Origin of the sequence: Xanthomonas sp. BRIP62418, assembly GCF_003993495.1 — a bacterium.
Taxonomy (GTDB): Bacteria; Pseudomonadota; Gammaproteobacteria; order Xanthomonadales; family Xanthomonadaceae; genus Xanthomonas; species Xanthomonas euroxanthea.
Map to the genome: position 1 here is coordinate 126,241 of NZ_QEZG01000028.1, position 24,742 is coordinate 150,982.

General features: G+C 67.6%; 12 protein-coding genes and 1 pseudogene. 4 read left to right on the top strand and 9 right to left on the bottom strand.

The window, feature by feature from the left end:
• Window positions 1-113: 113 nt before the first annotated feature.
• The 7 genes from EO174_RS05530 to EO174_RS05565 form a co-directional block, all read right to left on the bottom strand.
• Complete coding sequence (locus EO174_RS05530; RefSeq protein ID WP_164740095.1) at window positions 114-842, bottom strand: LytTR family DNA-binding domain-containing protein; 729 nt, start codon at window positions 840-842, stop codon at window positions 114-116.
• Between the two features lie 32 nt (window positions 843-874).
• Window positions 875-1,927 carry a sensor histidine kinase gene (locus tag EO174_RS05535; protein ID WP_104583743.1) on the bottom strand — a complete coding sequence of 351 codons (1,053 nt, stop codon included), beginning with the start codon at window positions 1,925-1,927 and terminating at the stop codon, window positions 875-877.
• A 4-nt stretch (window positions 1,928-1,931) separates the two neighbouring features.
• Entirely contained in the window at window positions 1,932-2,600 is a 669-nt protein-coding gene (locus tag EO174_RS05540) for an alpha/beta hydrolase (protein WP_119130566.1), read from the bottom strand.
• A 170-nt stretch (window positions 2,601-2,770) separates the two neighbouring features.
• Window positions 2,771-4,708, bottom strand: coding sequence for a glucans biosynthesis glucosyltransferase MdoH (gene mdoH, locus EO174_RS05545; protein ID WP_126942905.1), 1,938 nt, complete (start codon window positions 4,706-4,708; stop codon window positions 2,771-2,773).
• A gap of 1,316 nt (window positions 4,709-6,024) precedes the next feature.
• Window positions 6,025-7,653: a M28 family metallopeptidase gene (locus EO174_RS05555; RefSeq protein WP_126943213.1), complete on the bottom strand. Its 1,629-nt coding sequence runs from the start codon at window positions 7,651-7,653 to the stop codon at window positions 6,025-6,027.
• Between the two features lie 295 nt (window positions 7,654-7,948).
• The gene (locus tag EO174_RS05560; RefSeq protein ID WP_164740096.1) at window positions 7,949-8,929 is read right to left on the bottom strand and encodes a GGDEF domain-containing protein; all 981 of its coding nucleotides are present in this window, start codon (window positions 8,927-8,929) and stop codon (window positions 7,949-7,951) included.
• A gap of 229 nt (window positions 8,930-9,158) precedes the next feature.
• Window positions 9,159-10,646 carry a SulP family inorganic anion transporter gene (locus EO174_RS05565; protein WP_119129544.1) on the bottom strand — a complete coding sequence of 496 codons (1,488 nt, stop codon included), beginning with the start codon at window positions 10,644-10,646 and terminating at the stop codon, window positions 9,159-9,161.
• Window positions 10,647-10,857: 211 nt separating this feature from the next.
• On the opposite strand from EO174_RS05565, the gene EO174_RS05570 reads away from it, so the two are divergent.
• Together EO174_RS05570 and EO174_RS05575 are read left to right on the top strand one after the other, a co-directional pair.
• Window positions 10,858-12,306: a glycoside hydrolase family 5 protein gene (locus EO174_RS05570; RefSeq protein WP_126942908.1), complete on the top strand. Its 1,449-nt coding sequence runs from the start codon at window positions 10,858-10,860 to the stop codon at window positions 12,304-12,306.
• A gap of 238 nt (window positions 12,307-12,544) precedes the next feature.
• A complete protein-coding gene (locus EO174_RS05575; RefSeq protein ID WP_206515046.1) occupies window positions 12,545-14,677 on the top strand; it encodes a methyl-accepting chemotaxis protein in 2,133 nt (710 codons plus the stop codon).
• A 716-nt stretch (window positions 14,678-15,393) separates the two neighbouring features.
• On the opposite strand, the pseudogene EO174_RS05585 reads toward EO174_RS05575, so the two are convergent.
• Window positions 15,394-18,126: pseudogene (locus EO174_RS05585) on the bottom strand (PAS domain S-box protein).
• A 383-nt stretch (window positions 18,127-18,509) separates the two neighbouring features.
• Between EO174_RS05585 and EO174_RS05590 the strand changes: the two are divergent.
• Window positions 18,510-21,389, top strand: coding sequence for a pitrilysin family protein (locus tag EO174_RS05590; protein WP_126942913.1), 2,880 nt, complete (start codon window positions 18,510-18,512; stop codon window positions 21,387-21,389).
• Between the two features lie 314 nt (window positions 21,390-21,703).
• Entirely contained in the window at window positions 21,704-22,651 is a 948-nt protein-coding gene (locus tag EO174_RS05595) for a GAF domain-containing protein (protein WP_126942916.1), read from the top strand.
• Window positions 22,652-23,588: 937 nt separating this feature from the next.
• Here EO174_RS05595 and EO174_RS05605 read toward each other — a convergent pair.
• Window positions 23,589-24,599: a hypothetical protein gene (locus tag EO174_RS05605; protein WP_164740097.1), complete on the bottom strand. Its 1,011-nt coding sequence runs from the start codon at window positions 24,597-24,599 to the stop codon at window positions 23,589-23,591.
• Between the last annotated feature and the right edge of the window lie 143 nt (window positions 24,600-24,742).

Sequence of the window (24,742 nt, forward strand, 5' to 3'; positions counted from 1 at the left end):
CGGGCCATTATCACGGACCGGGCGCGGAACTCCTACCTGGGCCGCACGCCGGCGCCCGCAACACCGCGCCGCCGACCGGCCAATGCACCCGGCCACACCCGGCATGCCGCGCGCTAGCGCAACTGCTCGCGCAGGCTGGCCACGCAGCGGCGGCTCACTTCCAGGGGGTGCGGCACGTTGCGCAGCACCGCATGCACCTGGCCATCGCCGCTGCGGCGCAGCTCCACCAGTTCGTCGCGCGCGACCAGGCAGTTGCGGTGGATGCGTACCAGGCGATCGGCAAACTCGTCTTCCAGCGATTTGAGCGACTCTTCGATCAGGTCCTCGCCACGGCTGTGGTGGACGATGACGTATTTTTCCTCGGCCTGCAGGTAGCGGATATCGCCGATGGCGATCAGCCGCAGGCTGCCGCGCAGGCGTGCGCACAGGTGTGTGCGCGGCGGCGGCGCGGCGCTGGGCGCGCGCCCGGCCAGAAAGGTGGCCACCTTTTCCAGCGCGGCGGCCAGGCGTTCGGGGCGCACCGGTTTCATCAGGTAATCCAGCGCGGCGGCATCGAAGGCCGACAGCGCATGCTGGTCGTAGGCGGTGCAGAACACCACCGCCGGCTGCGGCTGGTTCTGGCGCAGCAGGCGCGCGGTTTCCAGGCCGTCGACGCCGGGCATGGCGATGTCCAGCAGCACCAGATCCGGATGCAGGTGATGGCACTGCTGCAGCACCTGCTGGCCGTTTTCGGCCTCGCCGATCACCTCGACGTGCGGATGTTCACCCAGCAGCATGCGCAGGCGCTCGCGCGCCAGTGGCTCGTCATCGGCGATCAGCACCCGCACTTGCGTGGCCGTCATGGACATCCCCCTTCGCTGCAGCGACTCCCCCGTCACGGCAGCGGCAATGTGATCTCACACGCATAGTAGCCCTCGGCCCAGCTGGCCGCCATCCGTGCCCCGGCACCGAACTGGAATGCCAGCCGGTGCGAGATGCTGGCCTGGGCGTGGCCGGCACCGGCCACCAGCGGCAACTGGGTGCCCGGCTGCGGGGCGGGATTGACGATACGGATCTGCAACTGGTTGTCGCGCTGGCGCAGTGACAGGTACAGCGTGCCGCCCTCGGGCATGCGCGAAACGCCATGCAGCACGGCGTTCTCCACCAGCGGCTGCAGCACCAGGCGCGGCATCGGCAGCTCCCATGGCAACGGCTCCTGCCGATGCCAGCGCACCTGCAGGCGCTCGCCCAGGCGCAGTGATTCGATCGCCAGATAGCGCTCGGCCAGTTCGCATTCGGCGCGCAAGCTGGACACGCCTTCGCCGGCACCGAGCGCGGCACGGAACAGGTCCGACAGATCCAGCACCGCCTGCTCGGCCACCACCGGGTCGCGGCGCAACAGGCTGGCGATGAGATTCATGCTGTTGAACAGGAAATGCGGGCGGATGCGCGCCTGCAAGGCATCGGCCTGGGCACGCGCATTGGCCTGCACCTGTGCTTCCCAACGGTCGCTGACGTAGAAGTAGCGCAGCGCCAGCGCGGTGATCAGCACCACGGTCGCCGCACTGCCCAGGGTGAAGCGCCAGAAGCCGACCAGGGGGCCAAGCGGGGCCTGGTCGAGCGCCGCATACAGGGCATGCACGATGCCGGCACCGAGCATGGCCACCACCGCAGCGATCGACAGCGCGGCCAGCGCGCCCACGCGTGGCGGCAGCCGCGACAATGAAGGCCGCAGCACGCACAGCAGCACGCTGACCGCCAGCGCCAGCCACAGCGCCAGGCCGCTGGCCGAGACAAAACGCGACACGGTGATAGTGCGCGCCGCACCGGCGTCGGGCACCAGGGTCACCACCAGCACCACCAGTTCGGCCAGGCCCAGCATGGCGCCCAACCGTGGCAGCCGGCACAGGTCCGGCATCCAGGCGATCTGGGGCGCGTGCTGGGCCATGGCCTCAGGCGGCGGTGAAGCGCGCCTGCATCCAGTTGCGCAAGGCCTCGATCTCTTCCAGGCAGACCTGGTGGCCCATCGGGTAGGTGTGCCAGTCCAGTTCGAACCCGAGCGTGCGCAGGGTCTGCATGCTGGCCTGGCCGGCGCCGAACGGCACCACCGGATCGGCCGTGCCGTGGGCCATGAACACCGGTTGGCGGGCGGCAGCCGGCTGCAGCTGGCTGGCGGCCGCCGCCGGGTCTGGCAGGTAGGTGGACAGGGCGATCAACCCGGCCAGCGGCACGCGGCGCTGCAGCCCGACCGCCAGGGTCACCGCGCCGCCTTGCGAGAACCCGGCCAGCAACAGGCGCTCGGGGGCAATGCCGCGGGATTGCTCGTGGGCGATCAACGCCTCGACCTGGGCCACCGATTCGGCGATGCCGGCCTTGTCGGCACGCGTGGCGAAATCCATGCCGACGATGTCGTACCAGCCGCGCATGCGCACGCCGTTGTTGATGGTGATCGGGCGGACCGGCGCATGCGGAAACACGAAGCGCAGCGCCGGCCACTGCGGGCGCACCAGCTCCGGGACCATCGGGGCGAAGTCGCTGCCATCGGCGCCCAGGCCGTGCAGCCACAGCACGGTCCATTGCGGGTTCGGTCCGGTCTCGCGTTCGATCACTTCCAGCATCATCCAGCTCCGCTTGCGGGCTGGGCATTATGCCTTGCACCATCGGCCGGGCCGCTCACGGAGCGGCCAAGCGACATGCGCGTGACCCGGGTCGCCACTGTCGCGGCCTGCCTGGCAGGACAGGCGGGTAGCTCACGCTGCGCATGGCCATACCGCCATGCGCCTGGCAGCGCTCAGATCAGCGACGGCTCCAGCGCGGCGGCGCGGCGCAGCTCGGCCGCTCGCACCAGCACCTTGGGCGGATCGAGCTCTTCGGGAATGCAGAAGATGCCGGCGCGGCGCAGGCCCAGGCCGGTGCGACGCAACGAGGTCAACGCCACCACCGGGATCGACACCACCATGCCCACGATCACCGGCGCCATCCAGGCCGCCAGCGACGGCGACACCGTATAGGCCACCGCCCCCATGAACAGGCCGAACACGGTCAGCCCGCCGTAGCTGCGCAACAGCGCCGGCCACGACAGCTTGCCGTCGTCGCGCACCTGCGCGTCCCACCCCGAATCCTTGCCGGCCAGCACTTCGAACACGCCGCGCGACTGCAGGTACATCACCACCGGCGCCATCAGGGCCGCCAGTACGGTTTCCAGCAGGATGCTCAGCAGCGCGCGGATCGCGCCGCCGCAGGCACGCAGCTCGCGCGGGTTGAGCAGCAATGCGATGTAGCCGAGCAACTTGGGCGCCAACAGCACGAACATGGTGCAGACAAAGATCCAGATCGCATTGCCCTGGCTGCTGCCATGCCAGTAGCGGGCAGGCGAGAACGGCAGGTCGCCGGCCAGGTCGATGCCGCCACCGGCCAGCGGAATGCCGATGCCGATCAGCATCAGCAGGCCCCACATCGGCGCGGTGAAGTAATGCCCGATGCCGATCAGCATGTGCATGCGGCTGATCCAGTGCAGGCCCTTGGCGCCGACCACCTTGGCATGCTGCAGGTTGCCCTGGCACCAGCGGCGGTCGCGGATCAACAGGTCGGTCAGCGTGGGCGGGCCTTCTTCGTAGCTGCCCTGCAGGTAGGGCACCATGTGCATGGCCCAGCCGCCGCGCCGCATCAGCGCCGCTTCGACGAAATCGTGGCTGAGCACATGGCCGCCGAACGGCTTGCGCCCGCGCAGCGACGGCAGGCCGGCGTGGTCGGCAAAGGCCTGGGTGCGGATGATGGCGTTGTGGCCCCAGTAATTGCTCTCGGCACCGTGCCACCAGGCCACGCCGAAGGCGATGATCGGCCCGTACACGCGCCCGCCGAACTGCTGCATGCGGGCAAACAGGGTCTGCCCGTTGACCACCGCCGGCAGGGTCTGGATCAGGCCCACGTCCGGATTGTTTTCCATGCCGGCGACCAGCCGCACGATGGTGTCGCCGGTCATCACGCTGTCCGCGTCCAGGATCAGCATCTGCGGGTAGTTGCCGCCGAAACGGCGCACCCAGTCGGCGACATTGCCGGCCTTGCGCGCGGCATTGTCGGCGCGGCGGCGGTAGAAGATGCGCCCGTGTCCGCCGACGCGATCGCACAGCTCGTTGTAGACCATTTCCTCGGCAGCGCCGATGTGTTCGCGGGTGGTGTCGCTGAGCACGAAGAAGTCGAAATGCTCCAGCTGGCCGGTCTCGGCCACCGATTCGTAGATCGCCTGCAGGCCGGCGAGCAGCCGGCGCGGGTCTTCGTTATAGGTCGGCATCAGCAACGCGGTGCGCGTGTGCAAGGTCGGCAGCGGAGCGTCCGGGTCGATGCCGAGCTTGCGTCCGGCGCGCGCCACCACGGTGACGAAGCCGGCCACCGCGCTGGCGAAGGACATCGCGATCCAGGCAAACAGCAGCACGAACAGGCCGAGCAGGCAGCCTTCCAGCACGCTCAGGCCATCGGGCCACAGCACGCTCAGCATCACCCAGACCGCCACCGCAGTGGTGGCGACGGTGCCGCCAATCAGATAGAAACGCCGCAGGCCGATGCCGACCGGCGCGGTGCGCTGATGCGGCACCTGCAGGCGACCTTCGCGCAGGGATTGCTCGGGCATGGCCAGCGGCGCTTCCGGTGGCAGCGTGGGCTGACCGGCGTCGAGGGCGGAAACGGGGGGAAGATCGGTTGGTGCGGGGGAAAGAGTCACTGTGCCGTCCATCAAGGCTGCCCGCCGCACGATCGCGGCAGTGTGGGCTGAAGCGGAAGATCCCTACCCGCTACGCGTGGCGCCGTCGTCGCATGCACCCTGGTCCGGGCAGGCCCGGCGGTGCGCGACCACGTCGCAGAATTAGCAGCTCTAAGACCACTCCGATGCACAAGCTCTCCTGGCTGCGACGATGACGCCGCGGCTCATCTTAAAGAATCGACCGTTAAAGGAAACGAAGGCCGCGCTGCAGTCTTCGCCCCACCTGACGAGGACCGCGCGGCAGACTACGCCGCAGCGACCGAACGCTACCCCAACAGATTGCAGTCTGGCACGCGTGCCGTCACGGGCGTCAAACCACGCTGTCGTGTCAGACAAATGCAATAGATGTGCCAGGAGGCGCAATCGGTTGTAGCGACAGCCTGCCGGCGCTGGCGCTCGCGGCGATGACGCTGACCGGATTGCGACGGCAGGCGCGCACCATGGGATCCCGAAATCAGCGTTATAGGCCCCGCGCCGACCTTGGTTTTGGTCAGGGACGATGCGTTCCGCACCCTGTAACCGCTTCAAGACAACCGGGATTCTCGCGTCGGTGCTGCATCTAGATGCAGTCAGAAAGCCAGGTCAAACGCCTGGCGCGTCGAGGGCGCGGCGCCCTCACCGCTCGCGGGACACGCCGTGAACCCATCCCTGGGGGCTCGGTGGCGGCCTCCATGCCGCCACACGGTCCCGCAAACGGCGAGGACACCGCACCAGGCAGTTGGTCGGCTGTTTTCTTGAAAGCGTGTTGCTCGACATGCGGTGAGCAGACGAGACATTTGCAGGTTGCGTGTTGGAAGCCTGTCTGCCGCTCGGCTTGCACGGGGCACTGATCGGACGCAACGTGATTCGAACAACGCACGCCATGCCCTGCTTGCACCACGCACACCGCCATCTCGACTGGTCCTTGCCCGCCCACCGTCGCTGGACCTTGAGCGGCATGGATGCCGCGCCAGAGCCTACACGGACGTACTTGCGGCGTGTCCTGCGATGGTGGGCGGGCAAGGGCCCTGCAGCCAACCCGCGGCTCCGCCGCTCTGGCGCCCTCGCAGCACGCCGATGCGCTGGCATTGGCTTGAGAGCCGGGCCTCTCATCAACCGCTCTGCAAACGACGCATGCGTGGCACCGAGCCTGCCTGGACAACCGCAGGCTCACCGCCTTGAAGCAACTGACAAGATCCCCGAGCATCGGGCACGTGGCTTGAGCCGGATGGCGGCATGCACACGGGGCACATGCCGCATCGGGCAACAGCGACGCCGCTGACGGAAGCGCCGTCGCCGCATCAGTCGTCCTACTTGCGCGCCGCCTCGCTGGCATCGCGGGTGGCGCGGAACTCCGAATCGTTGCTCCAGTTCGGCCACTGGCGCGAATCGGCCAGCTGCTGGCCCAGCGCGTACAGCACGCCCAGGTCACGCGCGGCACCGGCGAAGGTCCAGTCCGGCTTCCACTCATCGCCCTGCTGGTGATAGCGCTTGGCGGTGTAGTCGTCGGAGGCGGCCTTGCCTGCGGCCACGCCGCCCACTTCCCAATCCTGCCCGGCCGCATACGACAGCGCCGGCACGCCACGCTTGGCAAAGGAGAAATGATCCGAGCGGAAGAAGTACCCTGCCTGCGGCTTGGGATCGGGCGTGTAGCGCAGCTTCCACTGGCCGGCGGCGGTCTTGAGCTGATCGAGCAACTGGAGTTTTGCGGTGCCGTAGATGCCGAAATCGCGCGACGGCACGAACGGGCTCATACCGTCCATGTTGATCACCGCCACCGTGGTGTCCAGCGGGTACAGCGGCTTGGAGGCGTAGAACTCCGAGCCCAGCAGGCCCTTTTCTTCGGCGGTGACAGCCAGGAACACCACCGAGCGCTGCGGCTTGGGGCCGGCGGCAAAGCCGCGCGCCAGTTCCAGCAGTGCGGCCGTGCCGCTGGCGTTGTCCAGCGCGCCGTTGAAGATGGTGTCGCCGCGTGCGTCCGGCTTGCCCACGCCGATGTGGTCCCAATGCGCGCTGTAGATCAGCGTTTCATCCGGATGCGTGCTGCCATCCAGCCGCGCCACCACGTTGTGCGAGGTGATCACATCGGATTTGACCTGGTAGCTTGCGCTCAGCCCCTGGCCCTTGAGTTCCACCGGCTTGAAGCCGCGCGTCTGCGCCTGCTTCTTCAAGGCATCGAAATCCAGCCCGGCCTGCTTGAACAGGTCGGCGGCCATGTCGCGCTGGATCCAGCCTTCCAGGGTGGGATGCGCGGCGCGCGGGTTGTCGCGCACCACATCGAACATGGTGTTGGTGTTGGAGCTGGCCACCGTGTCCCAGCCGTAGGAGGCGGGCGCGGTTTCGTGCACCACCAGCACGCCGAGCGCGCCCTGGCGTGCGCCTTCTTCGTACTTGTAGGTCCAGCGGCCGTAGTAGGTCATGCCGGCGCCGTCGAAGGCGCCCTTGCCGGTTTCGAAATCCGGGTCGTTGATCAGCACCACCGCGATCTTGCCTTTCAGGTCCACGCCCTTGAAGTCGTCCCAGTCGCGCTCCGGCGCCTTGACGCCGTAGCCGACGAACACCAGCGGTGCGTTGGCGATGTCGACCTTGGACGAGCCGTCCAGCGCGGCGCGGATGGCGATCTGCTTGCCCTGGGTCAGCGCCTGCGGCTTGCCGGCATGCTGCAGGGCGATGGTCGGGGTGCCGACGATATCGGCGCGGCGCAGCGGCACCGCCTGGGTCCAGGCGCGCTTGCCGTCGCGCAGATCGCCGCCCGGTTGCAGGCCGGCAGCGGCGAACTGCTTGCTCAGGTAGGCGATGGTCTTTTCTTCGCCGGCAGTGGCCGGGCCGCGGCCTTCGTAGGCATCGGAGGCCAGCTCCTTGACGTCGCGCGAGATGCGCGCGCCATCGAAGGTCGGCGTGGCCGCCATCAGTGCGGTCGAGACCGCCATCGCCAACATTCCCATTGCAACGCGTTTGGTAACAACTCGCTTCACTGCAGCACCCAGGTAGTGTCCGAACAGCCCTGGAGTGTAGCCACTGCGGCGTTCGATCGGGTGTGCACAGCGGACACCGATACGCGCGGCGACGTGCAGTGGCAGCGACGCAGCACTGATCGACATGGCCATGCGACGATGCTGCCACCGACGCACGGCCTGCGCTGTGCGGGCGTGTCATGGCGCCGGGTGGCGTCCAGCCGCCGCATGCCGCGGCGGCCAACACTGCAGCGCTACCGCCGGCGAACGCCGATGCGTCTCAGAACAGGTCGACGCTGCCGACCTGCTGGGCAACCTGGCGCATCTGCCCGCTGGCCACCAGTTCGGCGTAGACCTCGGCGCGGTTGCGGCCATGCTGCTTTGCCCAGTACAGCGCCTTGTCGGCCTCGTCGAGCAACTGGCTGATCAGCCGGCCGTCGGTCAGCTCGACGATGCCGGCGCTGAGCGTGACCTTGCCGACCTGCGGAAATACATGCTCGGCCACCGCCACGCGGAAGCGCTCGAACAACGCCACCGCCGTGTCGCGATCCACTCCGCGCAACACGATCACGAACTCTTCGCCACCGAAGCGGAACAGCAGGTCGTCCTGACGGAAGCAGCGCTGCATCAACTGGGCCACCAGCAGCAGCACCTCGTCGCCATACAGATGGCCGAAGCCGTCGTTGACGCGCTTGAAGTGGTCGATATCCACGATCCCCAGCCACACGCCTTCGCTGGCCGCTGCATCCGCGCCACCGGAGAACAGGCGCAGGATCACATCGTCGAAGGTCTTGCGATTGCGCAGGCCGGTCAACGCATCGCGCTGGGCATCGTCGAGCAGGCTGCGGTAATTCTGGAAGAAACGTGCGAAGCCCTGCAGCATCACCTGCTCGGCGGCGCCGGGTGCGCGCGTGCCGCCCACGCGCAGGCAGGTGCGGATCCCGCGTGCTTCCATCATCGGATACACCAGCAACGCGCGGCCGTCCTGCTGCAACTGCACCACATCGCCCGGCCCGTGCATGTCGGCCAACTGCGTGCGCAGGTGCGCGTCGTGGATGTCGGCCACCGTCAGCGACAGCCGGCCATCCTCGCGCAGCCGCGTCTCGGCCATGGTGCGGCCATCCGGGGCGATGCGCAGCAACGACAGCTCCTCGGACGCGCAGACCTCGCGCATGGTGCGCAACAGGCTCAGATCGAGCAGATCGGCGTCGCGGATGGCGGTCAGGTCCACCATGCGCTCCAGCAACGGTGCCGTGGTCATTGCCGCACCATCCCGCGGGCGGACGCAGGCCCGCAGCGCCGGTCACGGCACGCGGGCACACCTCTCGGACTGGAACGCACTGGCATCACGGCGGGTTACCGGCAATCTCGATGCCGGTTCATCGGCGCTGCGCGCGCGAACTTGAGTCTGCCCGCCGGCCACCGCCGCGCACGGCCAGCCGGCGTACACGGATGTGCAGGCGCGCGACAGGCCTGCATCCCTGCGCCGCTTAGGGCAATGCGGACTCCAGCGCATCGTCGCCCAGCGCGTGCGCCTGCATCAGCCGCCGGCTGCCGGCATTCAGGCCTTTGACCTGGACCTCCAGCCCATGGTGGCGCAGCCGCTGTACCACCTTGTCCAGCGCCGCCACCGCGGTGATGTCCCAGAAATGCGCGCGGCTGACATCGATCACCACCGCACGACCAGGCACCTGGCGCGCGTCGAAGGCGTCGATGAACACGTCGGCCGAGGCGAAGAACACCTGCCCGCGCACGTGGTAGGTGCGCACGCCATCGTCGCCGTCGCTGTGCGTGATCTGCAGCAGCCCGGCCACCTTGAAGGTGAAGAACACACCGCTCAGCACCACACCCACCGCCACGCCGGCGGCCAGGTTGCGGGTGGCCAGGGTCACCGCCACGGTGGCCAGCATCACCACGCTGGAGGTGCGCGGATGGGTGACCACGGTGCGCAGCGAACGCCAGTCGAAGGTCTCGGCCGAGACCATCACCATGATCGCCACCAAGGCGATCACCGGTACCTGCGAGACCCATGGCTTGAGCAGCACCATCAGGATCAGCAGGAACACGCCGGCGAACAGGGTCGAAAGACGGCCGCGCCCGCCGTACTTCACGTTGCCCACGGTCTGCCCGATCATGCCGCAGCCGGCGATGCCGCCGAACAGACTGGCAGCGGTGTTGGCCAGGCCCAGCCCGGTGCACTCGCGGTTCTTGTTGCTCGGAGTGTCGGTGAGTTCGTCCACCACGCGTGCGGTCATCAGCGATTCGAGCAGCCCCACCATCGCGATGGCCAGCGCCGGCAAGGCGATGATGCGCAAGGTCTCCAGCGTCAGCGGCACCGCCGGCCATTGCAGGAATGGCAGCGCGTCGGGCAGCTTGCCCAGGTCGGCCACCGTCTCCAGCGGCAGATGCAGGGCCGAGCCCAGCAGCGTCAGCACCAGGATGCACAGCAACGGCGACGGAATCGCCGACACGCCCGGCAGCGGCAGCCGTGGCAGGCCGTAGATGATGAGCAGGCCCAACGCCAACATGCCCCAGGTGGCCAGGTTGGCGTGCTGCAGATGTGGCAGCTGCGCTGCAAAGATCAGCACCGCCAACGCATTGACGAAGCCGGTGCGCACCGAGCTGCTGACAAAGCGCATCAGCACGCCCAGCCGCAACAGGCCGAACAGGATCTGCACCGCACCGGCCAGCAGCCCGGCCGCCAGCAGATAGGGCAAGCCGTGTGCGGCCACCAGCGGTGCGGCCACCAGGGCCACCGACCCGGCCGCGGCGGAAATCATCGCCGGGCGTCCGCCAAAAAACGCGATGACGATCCCGATCACGAACGACGCGAACAGCCCCACCTGCGGGTCGACACCGGCCACGAACGCAAAGGCGATCACTTCGGGAATCAGCGCAAAGGTGGCGACCGCACCGGCCATCAGTTCGCGCGCAGGCGAGGCGCGCCATTGCGCCAGTTCGGCACGCAGGAAAGACATTGGAAGACACTCCGGGGACAGAAAGGACAGCCTGCGGACAGGCCACAACGGCGATAGTGTGCGCGAAAGCGAACCGGCCCGCAGCCGGCGTGTGATCGGTGCGGCAATGCGCCTTTCTGTGGGCCGGATCACGCCAAACGGCGCAGCCGCGGACCAAGATGCCCCCCTCACCGGGTTCGGGTGTCGAGCCGGGTTCGCTAGGGAGACCACCATGTCCATCTTCAGGACTGCACGTACGCTCGCACTGGCCACGGCGCTGGCGCTCGCCGCCGCACCGGCCTTCAGCTACTCCATCAGCAACAACAAGATCGTCGACGACAGCGGCAAGGTGGTCCAGCTCAAGGGCGTCAACGTGTTCGGCTTCGAGACCGGCAACCATGTCATGCATGGCCTGTGGGCACGCAACTGGAAGGACATGATCAACCAGATGCAGGGCCTGGGCTTCAACGCCGTGCGTCTGCCGTTCTGCCCGGCCACCCTGCGCAGCAGCACGATGCCGACCAGCATCGATTACAGCCTCAATGCCGATCTGCAGGGCCTGAGCTCGCTGCAGATCCTGGACAAGGTGATCAACGAATTCAACGCACGCGGCATGTACGTGTTGCTGGATCACCACACCCCCGACTGCGCTGCCATCTCCGAGCTCTGGTACACCGGCTCGTATTCCGAAGCGCAGTGGCTGGACGATCTGCGCTTTGTCGCCAACCGCTACAAGAACGTGCCCAGCGTGATCGGCCTGGACCTGAAGAACGAGCCGCACGGTGCCGCGACCTGGGGCACCGGCAACGCGGCCACCGACTGGAACAAGGCCGCCGAGCGCGGTTCGGCCGCGGTATTGGCGGTGGCGCCCAAATGGATCATCGCGGTGGAAGGCATCACCGACAATCCGGTCTGCTCGACCAATGGCGGCATCTTCTGGGGCGGCAATCTGCAGCCGCTGGCCTGCACCCCGTTGAACATTCCGGCCAACCGGCTGCTGCTGGCACCGCATGTGTACGGGCCGGACGTGTACGCGCAGGCGTACTTCAACGACAGCACGTTCCCCAACAACATGCCTGCGATCTGGGACCGTCACTTCGGCCAGTTCGCTGGCACGTATGCGCTGCTGCTAGGCGAATTCGGCGGCAAGTACGGCGAAGGCGATGCACGCGACAAGGTCTGGCAGGACGCGCTGGTGCAGTACCTGCGCAGCAAGGGCATCAACGAAGGCTTCTACTGGTCGTGGAATCCCAACAGCGGCGACACCGGCGGCATCCTGCGCGACGACTGGACCAGCGTGCGCGAAGACAAGATGGCGCTGCTGCGGACGCTGTGGGGCACGCTGAGCAGCACCACGCCGACGCCCGCACCTACTCCCACTCCGACTCCGACCCCCACGCCAACACCGACACCGACGCCGACACCCAGCGGCAGCTTCAGCACCAAGGTGAGCGTGGACAGCCAGTGGAACGGCGGCTACTGCAATCGCGTGCAGGTCACCAATACCGGCACCGCCAGCGGCACCTGGGCGATCTCGCTGCCGGTCACCGGCACCGTCAACAATGCCTGGAACGTCACCTGGTCGCAGAGCGGCAGCACGCTCAAGGCCAGCGGCGTGGACTTCAACCGCACCCTGGCGGCCGGTGCGACGGCCGAGTTCGGCTTCTGCGCGGCAGGCTGATGCAATAAGGCGGGCACGCAGTGCGTGTCCGCCGCTGCTTGCACGCTGCCGACAGTCTGCAAGTCACCAATGTCGCGTCACCCATCGATCGCTGGATCGATGCCCATGACCTTGTAGCAGCTGTCGCAAGCGAACGCTGCCGCAATTAGCATTCAACCCGCATGTGAATCAGCCGCTATCCATGACATAGCGCCCTGCGCGCGTTCTGGATCTCGTTGCCATGCCTGTCGTGTCCCTGTTGCGTCGTCACGTTGCCAATCTCCCGCTCACCCGCAAGTTCGTCCTGCTGTGCAGCTTGTTGACGGTGGGCGTCATCCTGCTGGCAGTGGCCGCGGCACGCCTGCAGTATCTGGACCTGATCGAGGCGCGCAAGCTCAGCGTCAAGACCGAGGTGGAGATGGGCCTGACCGTGATGCAGCACTATGCCGACAAGGCCAAGGCCGGCGAACTGACGGTCGAACAGGCCAAGGAAGCTGCGCGCACCACGCTGGCGGACATGCGTACCAACGACGGCGTGGACTACTTCTTCATCGTCGACCCGCAGATGCGCATCCTGATGCATCCCAAGCGCGCTGTCGGCACCGACATGAGCGACTACAAGAGCGATGCCGGGCAGTACGTCTATCGTGACATCAAGACCGCGATCGAGCGCGGCGACGGCTTCAGTTACTACGATGCGCCCAAGCCGGGCAAGCAGGAACAGCTGCCCAAGATCAGCTATGCCAAGACCTTTCCGGCCTGGAACTGGGTGCTGGTGATGGGCGTGTACGCCGAGGACATCCAGGTGCAGGCCTGGGGCTTCACCCGCACCCTGACCTTGATCGGCGGCGCCCTGGTGGCCATGGTGATCGGCCTGTGCTGGTTGATCGCCTCGGCGATGGCCGCACCGCTGCGCGCAGCATCGCGCACCGCCGAGGCGATTGCCTCGGGCCACTTCGACAACGCCATCCAGGTTGAATCGCGCGACGAGACCGGCCAGCTGATGCACAGCATGCAGCAGATGCAGACCCAGTTGCAGCGCTTCAACGGCGAGATGCAGACCATGATCCGGCTGCAGCAGGGCGAGAACATCGCGCACCGCATTCCGGAGGATTTCCCCGGTGATTACGGCACCCTGGCGCACGGCGTGAACACGGTGGTATTCGAGCATCTGGATGCCATCAACGAGGCGATGGACCTGATGGGCGAGTATGGCCGTGGCGATCTGCGCCGCGACATGCGCCGCCTGCCCGGCCAGCGCGCGGCGCTGCATGAGGCGCTGGATACGGTGAAGGGCAATCTGTCGGCGATCAACAGCGACATCGCACGCCTGGCCGATGCGGCCGCGCGCGGCGACTTCTCCGCACGCGGCGAGCAGGCACGCTACCAGTTCGCGTTCGCCGAGATGGTGCAGGCCTTGAACCGGCTGATGCAGCAGGCCGATGCAGGCCTGGACGATGTCGGCCGCATCATGGCCGCGATTGCCGATGGCGACCTGTCGCAGCGGGTGGAATCGCATTACGAGGGCGCATTCGGCCGCCTGGCCAATGCGGCCAACCGCACCGCGATCCAGCTGACCACCATCGTGCAGGGCATCCAGCACTCGGCCGAGATGATCAACACCGCCGCCGGCGAGATCGCCAGCGGCAATGCCGACCTGTCCACGCGTACCGAGCATCAGGCCGCGAACCTGGAAGAAACCGCCGCGTCGATGGAAGAACTCACCTCCACCGTGCGCCAGAACGCCGACAACGCGCGCCAGGCCAATCAGCTGGTCAAGGGCACCGGCGAGGTGGCCGAGAGCGGTGGGCGCGTGGTGCAGGAAGTGGTCACCACCATGCAGGCGATCACGCAATCGTCGGCGCGCATCTCCGACATCATAGGGGTGATCGACGGCATCGCGTTCCAGACCAATATCCTGGCCCTGAATGCGGCGGTGGAAGCGGCACGCGCTGGTGAGCAGGGCCGCGGATTTGCGGTGGTGGCCACCGAAGTGCGCGCACTGGCGCAGCGTTCGGCCGGCGCCGCCAAGGAGATCAAGCAGCTGATCTCCGATTCGGTGGAAAAAGTGGCGCAGGGCTCGGACCTGGTGCAGCAGGCCGGCAGCACGATGACCGAGGTGGTCAGCTCGGTGAAGCGGGTGACCGACATCATGGCCGAGATCACCGCCGCCAGCACCGAGCAAAGCGCCGGCATCGAGCAGGTCAGCACCACGGTGATGCAGCTGGATGAAATGACCCAGCAGAACGCGGCGCTGGTGGAAGAAGCCACCGCCGCGGCACGTAGCATGGAAGATCAGGCGGCGGATCTGACGCGCGCCGTGGCAGTGTTCCGCCTGGTGCCGCAACAGGCTGCGCTGCCGCAACGGCGCTCGGTCGTGCAGGCGGCTTGATCGATGGGGTGATCGCCCGCGTTTTTGCGCGGCGGGAAGAAACGGCAGGCACGCCACTGGTGCGCCTGCCTGGGAGCAGCGGATCGGGGGCGGCGGATCGGGGGGCGCGGTGATCCGGACAACGCACGCCCCTGTCCTGCTCGTAACCATGCGCACCGACCCTTCTGACGGGTCCTTGCCTGCCCACGGTCGCGGGAGCTTACGCGGCATGGATGCCGCCTAGGAGCTGACAGGGACGTACTTGCAGCGTGTCCCCGCGATGGTGGGCGGGCAAGGGACCTGCAGCCAGGCCGCAGATCAGCCGCTGTGCAATCGACGCTTCCATACGGTTATCGCCTCTAAACACGACAGGGATCTAGAGCTTCAACGCCGCGGACAGTGACCATCGATCGATGCGATTGCATTGCCAGCGCCACATCGATCCGTGCAACGCGCACTTCTGACTGACGCGACTTTATGGGCAGGGCATGCCCTCATCCGCCCTTCGGGCACCTTCTCCCAGAGGGAGAAGGGAGTGTTCGTGGTTGATGCAGCTTTGCGGGTGGGCAGTGCCCTCATCCGCCCTGCGGGCACTGTCTCCCGGAGGGAGAAGGGAGTGTTCGTGGTTGATGCAGCTTTGCGGGTCGACCGTGCCCTCATCCGCCCTGCGGGCACTGTCTCCCGGAGGGAGAAGGGAGTGTTCGTGGTTGATGCAGCTTTGCGAGTCGGCCGTGCCCTCATCCGCTCTTCGGGCACCTTCTCTCAGGGGGAGAAGGGAGTGGTGCTGGATGCGTTGCGTCAGCGCGAGGCGTCGCGTCCGGTGGGGTGGTGGCGTTGCCGCAGCGGGCGCGTTTGGCGGCGTACATCGCTTCGTCTGCCGCATGCATCAGGCTGGCAGCGTCGGCGTGTTGGCCGCGTTGCCAGGCGACGCCGATGCTTGGGTGGATCGGCAGATGCTGCTCCCCGAACACGGCGCCCGCTGCGGCCGCGGTGCGAATCCGTTCTGCCATTGCGGCGCATTCGGTCTGCGGATCCTGCAGGTCGTCCAGCAACACCACGAACTCGTCGCCGGCCAGGCGTGCCACCAGATAGCGGCTGCCTGCGGCCTGCTGCAGGCAGCGGCCGAAGGCGACCAGCACCGCGTCGCCGGCACGGTGGCCATGGACGTCGTTGATGCGTTTGAAGCCGTCCAGGTCCAGGAACATCACCGCGACCGCGCACTGCTGCTGTTGCGCCTGGGTCACCGCGACCTGCAGCGCCTCGGACCAGGCGTGGCGATTCGGCAGGCCGGTCAGGGCATCGCGGGTGGCGCGTTCGTGCATCAGCCGGTGCAGGGACTTGTGCGCAGTGACATCGTGCGCCATCAGGAAGAATCCCTGTGCCTGCGTCGCCGTGCCCTGCACTTCCGGCACCAGGGTGATTTCCACATCGCGCGGTGTCGCACCGCCACGCAGGACGTGTTCGAAGCTGGCCCGTTGCCCGGTGCTCACCTGCGCCAGCGCAGCGCGCGCGTCCGCACCGAGGTCCTCGCCCAGCACCTGGGTGATCGTGGAGCCGACCAGGCTGGCCGGCTCCACGCCGAGCCAGTCGCGATGCGCCTGGTTGGCGAACAGGCAGCGCTGGGCGGCATCGTAGTGCCCCACCAGGGTGGGCGTGGCATCGCTGATCGCACGCAGCCGCGCTTCGCTTTCGGCCAGGCGTTCGGCGGCGACATGGCGTTCGGTGACGTCCTGGATCTGCGAGACGAAATGCACCGGCGCGCCGCTGCTGTCGCGCACCAGCGACACCGACAGCTGCGCCCAGATCAGCGCGCCCTGCTGGCTGATGTAGCGCTTGGCCAGGCTGTAGTTGTCGCGTTTGCCGTCGATCAGCTCTTCCACCAGGCGCAGGTCCACATCCAGGTCGTCCGGATGCGTAATGGTCTGGAAGGTGGTGCGCAACAACTGCTCGCGCGGATATCCCAGGATGCTGCACAGTGACGGGTTGACGTCGCGCCAGGCGCCGTCCAGCGAGACGATCGCCATGCCCTGCGGGGCGGTTTCGAACGCCCCCCTGAAGTGTTCCGCCGCCAGCTGCGCGGCGGCCTGCGCCTGCAGCTCGGCGGTGACGTCGATGGCCATGGCCAGGTAGCCGGACACCCCCTGCTGCGCGTCGTGGATGATGTTGAAGCACAGCCGTACGCGCCGCAGTCCGCCGTCTTTTCGCACCAGGGTCCAGATTTCTTCTTCCAGCTGATCGCCGGCGGCGGCGGCGGCCAGCTTGAGGTAGGACGGCGGCGACAACGCCAGCGTGGCCATGTGCCGCTCCAGCTCGGCCGGCAGATGGAACTGCGCCGGGCAGCTGCCCACCACCTCGTCCGCCGCGTAGCCCAGCAGGCGCTCGGCACCGGGATTGAACAATTCGATGCGCCCGTTCGGATCGAACGCGATGATCGCCACATCCTGCGAAGCGTCCACCAGCGACTGCAGGCGTGCGCGCTCGCCCGCCAACGCAGCCGAGGCATCGCGCAGTTGGGTGATGTCATGCATCACGCACACCGCACCCAGGGCAACGCCCTGGTCGCTGACCACCGGATCGGCATTGCACAGCACGCTGCGTGCCGGCTGGCCGGTGGAGCGGATCACCATCTCGGCATTGCGCACGTGCTCGCCGGCCCAGGCGCGTACCAGCGGAATGGCCTCGGTGGGCAGCAGCGCACTGCCGTCGGCAGTGTAGAGGTCGAAGTGCTGCGCCCATTGCGATGGCGGCAACAGGCGCGGATCGGTGCCGTGCCATTGCCGCGCGGCGTGGTTGAACTCATGCAGCAGCCCGTCGCTGTCGCAGGACACCACGCCATCGGGCATGGCTTCCAGCAGGCGGCTCAGGGTCTGCCGCTGCGCTTGCGCGGCCAGCCGGTCGCGGCGCGCCTCCAGTTGGCTGACCGCCTGACGCGCCAGACGGATCAGGCCTTGCTTCTGGCTCTCGTCGAGCAGGCGCGACTGGGTGCTGAGCGTACACAGGGTGCCGTAGGCATAACCTTCGCGACCGATCAGCGGCACGCCCACATACGAACGTACCCCTGGCGCGGCGGTGACCAGCGGGTTGCGCGCAAAACGCGCATCGGCCACGGCATCGGGCACTTCCAGCAGCTCGGTCCCCATCACCGTATAGGAACAGAACGACATGGCGCGCGGGGTGCCTTCCAGATCGGTGCCGCAGCGTGCCTTGAACCACTGGCGGTCGGCGTCCAGCAGCGACACCAGCGCCATCGGGGCGCCGGTGATGTGTGCAGCCAGCCAGGCGATATCGTCGAACTCGGCCTCCGGCTCTGTGTCCAGCACCCCCAACCGACGTACCGCCTCCACGCGCAAGGCGTCGTCGGCGGGAACGGGCACGGGCGGCAACAGGACGGTCATGGCGTGGTCGGCAGGTCAGGTCTGGGCAAGGTAGGTCGCCCCAGGTAACGGCGAAGCGACGGGCAACTTGAGCATGTGCGGCCGGGCCTGCTTGATGGCTGGTCAGCGCGCGGTCGCCGTGCCCGCCGGCCGATCCGCTGGCATCTGAATGTCGCAAGGCTTCGCTGCTCGGCCCGGTGCACTTGCCGTGCCTGCGCAATCGACCGCACCCGGCGGGGGAGCGAATGACCCAGGCCACCTGCACCCGCCTTGCCGTCAGGCCCGGTGAGGGATCGGGGGCCGCTCCGGCACGCCCGTAAGTGCCCGGTCCGACCGCCGTGCCCTGGCCGACGCCCGAGCCGGCCTCGCTCACCTGCCGCCCTGCCGGCACCCGCACATGCCCCCCCTGCCGGACAGCATTTGCGACGCCGCCAGCCAGCCACTACCCTCGGCCGATTGTCTTGCCCCTGGAGTGTCACATGCTGCGTCCGCTGTCCCTGTTGATCGCCGGTCTGCTCGGCGCCGCTGCCGGTCCCGTTGCCCCCGCCGTCGCGGCCGCCCCGGCCAGCCTGTCCAAGCCTGCGGCCAGCAGTGCCATCCCCGAGATCGGCTACACCCGCTTCACCCTGCCCAACGGCCTGACCGTGGTGGTGCACGAAGACCACAAGGCGCCGGTGGTGGCGGTGAGCATCTGGTACCACATCGGTTCCGGTGACGAGCCGGCCGGCAAGACCGGCTTTGCGCACCTGTTCGAGCACCTGATGTTCTCCGGCTCGGAAAACAACAAGGGCAGCTTCTTTGCGCCGCTGGAAAAGGTCGGCACCACCGACATGAACGGCACCACCTGGTTCGACCGCACCAACTACTTCGAGACCGTGCCGACCACTGCGCTGGACACCGCGCTGTGGCTGGAATCGGACCGCATGGGCCACCTGCTTGGCGCGATCGGCCAGGAAGAACTCGACACCCAGCGCGGCGTGGTGCAGAACGAGAAGCGCCAGGGCGAGAACCGCCCCTACGGCCGCGTGGACCAGAACATCCTGTCCAACCTGTTCCCGGCCAACCATCCGTACCAGCACGACACCATCGGCTCGATGGAAGACCTGGACGCGGCCTCGCTGGCCGACGTCAAACAGTGGTTCAACGACAACTATGGCGCCGCCAACACCACCCTGGTGCTGGCCGGCGACATCACCGTGGCGCAGGCACGCGCCAAGGCGCTGCAGTACTTCGGCGACATTCCGTCCGGCAAGCCGGTGGCACGCCAGCAGCCGTGGGTGACCCCGCTGGCCGCGCAGAAGCGTGGCGTGCAGCACGACCACGTCTCGCAGCCGCGCATCTATCGCACCTGGGTGGCGCCGCAACTGGGCAGCGATGCGGCGATCCAGCTGGATCTGGCCACCACCGTGCTCGGCGGCGGCAAGACCTCGCGGCTGTATCAGCGCCTGGTCTATCAGGACAATCTGGTCGATGACGTGTCGGCGGCGATCCAGCCGTTCGCGCTGTCCAGCCAGGTGCAGATCCAGGCCGACGTGAAGGACGGCGTGGACCCGGCCAAGGTGGAGGCGATCATCGACGAGGAACTCAGGAAGTTCATCGCCCAGGGCCCGACCGCCGACGAACTGCAGCGCGCGCAGGTGGCCTACCGCGCCGGCTTCGTGCGCGGGCTGGAAAAGGTCGGCGGCTTCGGTGGCAAGGCGGTGATCCTGGCCGAGGGCCAGGTCTATCGCGGCGACCCGGGCGCCTACAAGCAGGATCTGCAGCGCGGCCAGGCCGCCACCGTGGACAGCGTCAAGCAGACCGCCGCCACCTGGTTCGGCAAGGGCGACTACCTGCTCACAGTGCTGCCGGCCGGCAAGGGCTTCGACCCCGCCGCCGAAGACAAGGCGGTGGTCGCCCGTGGCGCCGAACCCGGCAAGCCGGCGCCCAAGCTGCCGGCCGCCGGCAAGTACAACGTCACCGCCTCCACGCTGGACCGCAGCAAGGGCGTGCCGCAGACCAGCCAGTTCCCCGACCTGAGCTTCCCGCAATTGCAGCGCGGCAAGTTGAAGAACGGCATCGAGGTGATCCTGGCCGAGCGCCACACCATCCCGGTCACCCAGGTGGAGCTGCTGTTCGATGCCGGTTATGCGGCCGACCAGGGCAACAAGCTCGGTACCGCCAGCTTCAGCGCCGCGCTGATGAACGAGAGCACCGCGGCGCTGGATTCGGTGGAAGTGGCGCAGCGTCGCCAGCGCCTGGGCGCGATCACCGCGGTCGGCTGCGACCTGGACAGCTGCAGCGCCTCGCTGGATGCGCTCAACGACCAGCTGCAGCCGTCGCTGCAATTGTTCGCCGACATCGTGCGCAACCCGGCCTTCAAGGCTGCCGACATCGAGCGCATCCGCGGCCAATGGCTGGCCGGCATTGCGCAGGAAAAGACCCAGCCCAACAGCCTGGCGTTGCGTGCGCTGCCGCCGTTGCTGTTCGGCCAGAACCACCCCTACGGCATCCCGCTCACCGGCAGCGGCACCGAGGCGGCGATCAAGAGCCTCAACGCCCAGGACCTGCAGGCCTTCCACCGCCAGTGGCTGCGTCCGGACAACCTGCGCATCCTGGTGGCCGGCGACACCACGCTGGCGCAGATCATCCCGCAGCTCGATGCCGCCTTCGGCGACTGGAAGGCGCCGGCAACGCCCCTGCCGAAGAAGAACCTGGTCAACGTCGCCGCGCAGCCCAAGCCGCGCGTGTACCTGATCAACCGGCCGGATGCGCCGCAGTCGGTGATCCTGGCCGGCCTGCTCGCACCGTCCACCAAGGCGCCGGACAACCTGGCGATCGGCGTGGCCAACGGCGCCTTCGGCGGCACCTTCACCTCGCGCCTGAACATGAACCTGCGCGAGAACAAGCGCTGGGCCTACGGCGCCGGCACCCGCATGCTGGATGCGCAGGGCCAGCGGCCGTACATGTTCTCCGCGCCGGTGCAGACCGACAAGACCGCCGAGTCGGCCAACGAGATCCTCAAGGAAGCCAGCGCGGTCATCGGCGACAAGCCGCTGACCTCCGACGAGATCGAGAAGATCAAGAACCAGCGCATCCGCGCCCTGCCCGGCAGCTTCGAAACCACCGGCGCGGTGCTGGGTGCGATCGAGGGCATCGTGCAGTTCGACCGCCCCGACGATTACGTGCAGACGCTCAAGCCGCGCCTGGAAGCGATCGACCAGCCGGCCGCGCAGGCCGCCATCAAGGAAATCATCGCCCCCAATGCGATGACCTGGGTGATCGTGGGCGACCTGAAGAAGATCGAGGCCCCGGTGCGGGCGCTCAAGCTGGGTGAGGTGCAGGTGCTGGACGTGGACGGCAAGCCGGTCAAGCGCTGAGGCTGGTCAGTCGCACACCGACGGCGCGGCCTGCGAGCCGCGCCGTGGCAAGGTGCGCGGTACGCAATGGCGTGTGTGCGTCTCAGTACCCGGCTCCTGCGCGCAAGACGCAGGCATCCCACGCGGGCTGGCAGGCTGGCCCCCGGCGCTTCAGCCCGCCGGTTCCTGCTTCCTCGCCTGCGCAGTGCGACATGGATGCGGATGCCGATCCGCCCGTGAGGTCACGCCAGGGCGCGTGGCCGATATCCACGCCGCGTTATCGGCAGCGCCGGTATCGTGGCATCTTTCTCGTTCGCGCTTGCCCGGCTTATTCGATGAAGCACATGCCCCCGGCTGACGAAGCCTCTCGCCAACAGGTCCTGGACGGCTATCGCATCGTCGACAGCCTGCCCGAGGACACCTACCAAGACATCGTGCAGGTGGCGGCCTCGCTGTGTGACACACCGATCGCCCTGATGTCGTTGGTCGACCGCGACCGCCAATGGTTCAAGGCCCAGCTCGGCCTGGGCATGCAGCAGACCGACCGCAGCCAGGCGGTGTGCGATCACGCCATCCGCAGCCCCGAGCAACTGATGGAAGTGCCCGACCTCACCCAGGACAGCCGCTTTGCGCACGTCTCGGTCGTCACCGGCGAGACCGGTGCGCGCTTCTATGCCGGCATGCCCCTGGTCACCTCCGACGGCGTTGCCTTGGGTACGGTCTGCGTGCTCGACACCGAGCCGCGCACGCTCACCGACATGCAACGCACCGGGCTGCAGGCATTGGCACGCGTCACCATGCGCCTGCTGGACGAGCGCAAGCGCGAGTTGCAGCTCGAGCGCGAAGCGATCCTGCAGCCGGTGGCACCGGTTGCCATCGCGGCGGCCGCCGACACTGGCTATTACCTGGTGATCCTGGAAGTGCAGGAACTGGCCGCGCTGGCCGAAAAACAAAGCGAGCGGCTGCTGGGCCGCGCCTTGCAACAGCTCGACCAGGCCCTGGCAGCGCAGGCACAAGCCGACGGCGACAGCGTGGACCGGGTGACCGACAGTGCAGAATTCATCGCCGTGCTGCGCGGCGCAGATGCCGAACAGAAGCTGCAGCGCCTGCGCGATATCGCCCACCAACAGCATGCCCACGGCCTGACGGTGCTGATCGGCCAGGCGCAGGCAACCCGCGGCGACGAGCCGATCGGCCAGGTGTTTTTGCGAGCGGAAGTCGCGCTGAGCGCGGAAAAGGACCGTTACCGCCAGAGCCTGGCGCAGGACGGACTCATCGCCTGATGTAGCGCGGGCGACAGTCCGGCTGCCGGCTGATCCGCCGTTTCATAGACGTGCCCTCACACCTTCCGCTGCGCGCCTCCAACCGCGCTTGCGGCGCGGGCGTTCCAAGGCACACGCGCCCTCGCCGCGAAAGCCGTGCCTTCTCGCCCCGGCGGGGGGGGTCTAGTTGCGATATCTGACGAAGACTGCCTACTTCTTCAATTACTGCCTTACTGCTTCAATTCCTGTCGGGACGCTTCCCTTCTCCCACCGGGAGAAGGTGGCGCGCAGCGCCGGATGAGGGTGCGGTTGCTACGCGCTCGTGCGGCGCGCTTGGCGTGCAAGCTTTCATAGCTCCTGGCTGTCTCCGACCACACCACCTTCCTCACTCGTCCACTTCCACTTCGCGCGGCGACCAGGTGATTGAGCGGTGTGGGTGAGTCGGGTGCAGAGCCGCGGAGCTGCGGTTTGGCTGCAGGGCCCTTGCCCGCCCACCATCGCAGGACACGCCGCAAGTACGTCCGTGTAGGCTCTTACGCGGCATCCATGCCGCGTAAGGTCCCGCGACGGTAGGCGGGCAAGGACCTGTCGGGATGGTCGGTGTGCATGGAGGAGCGGTGCCGGATGCGTCTTGTTCGATCATCGAAGCATCGGCTTCAGGTCTGATGCACACCGCACGACAGACAGCTTTTCAGATGAGCGCCGACCAACTGTCTGGTGCGGTGCCCTCGCCGGTTGCAGAGCCGTGTGGCGGCATGGATGACGCCACCGAGCCCCCCAGGGACGGGTTCACGGCGTGTCCCGCAAGCGGTGAGGGCGCCGCGCACGCGACTTACCGAGCTGTTGACTACACCCAGATACCGCGACGCCCTGACATTCAGTCGTCTTGTCAGCAGCGTTCTAAAGGTGCTGTCAGCCACCTACAGCGCAGCGCAGGCAAACGCGCTCACCGAACCACTCACCCGATCGCGCACTGCTTCAACTGGCGGTCCGCATACCACAGCGCGCGGCGGGCCAGGTCGTAGGCGCTATCGGCCTGGCGCGGCAGCATCTGCGCGGCCATCACCGGGTCGGCGCCGTTGCTCAAGGCGTGCTCGGCGCGTTCCAGGTCGCCCAGATGCGTACGCACCGGCGACAACAGGGATTTGCGCTTGGACGCATCGCAGCGCGCGCTGCGTTGTTCCAGCGCTGCCAGCGCCTCGCGGATACGGCGGCTGGCTTCGCCCTTGAGGTCGGGCGGCGTCTCGTGCGCGATCGGCGCGGCCTTGTAGGCGTCACCGGTCGCTTCGCTGCCCATCTCGGCCTGGTTGCCGGCCAACGCGGGGTTAAAGCGCACATCCGGCGGTGGCCGCGCCTTGGCCACCTGCGTCTGCGGCCCGTTGAGCATGTCGTTGAACTTCTTCATGCCGCGATTCATTTCCTGCATCGCCACATCGCCCAGCGTGCCGTCGCTCTTCCAGTCCTTGGCAAAGCGCGTGTCCTGGTACTGCACCGGATTGACCCGTTCCATCACGTTGCGCGCCTTGGCCTGCGCGCGTTCGTCGGTCATGCCCGGCGGCGCTGCACCGGGCTGCGCCATCGGGTCGACCTGCGCGTCACGCGGCATGCGCAAGCGGCCTTGCCCGGTGTAGAGCTGGGCCGCCATCGACTCGCCAGCCGGCGCATTGGCGGCCGCCACCTGCCGCTGCGGCGGCGGGGTGCGTGTCGGTGGTGGCGCAGTGCGGGCGGATGAGGCCGCGGCCGGCGCAGCGCGCGGTGTGGGGTCGCGTTGCGGCGGCGGCGTCACCGGCGCCGGCAGCGTCAATTGCGGACGCGGCACGAAATACACCTGCAAACTGTCGTCGCGTCGCACCGGGTCGCGCGGCGGCGGCATGTAGAGCAACAGACAGGCAAGAAAGAACAGGATGGCGCCCGTGCATGCGACAGCAGCGACATGCGGGACAAGCGTTTCCTTCCTGCGGGTAATCACAATGCGGGAGACCGATGAGATGGGGGATGCGTGCGCGCACCGTGAACCCGGTGCAGGATGCGCAAATCTAGCGGGCGCGGCGCCAGCGCGCGTTTGAAATTCGTTGTTTGGGCGGCAAACGCCAGCCGCCATTCACATTGGCA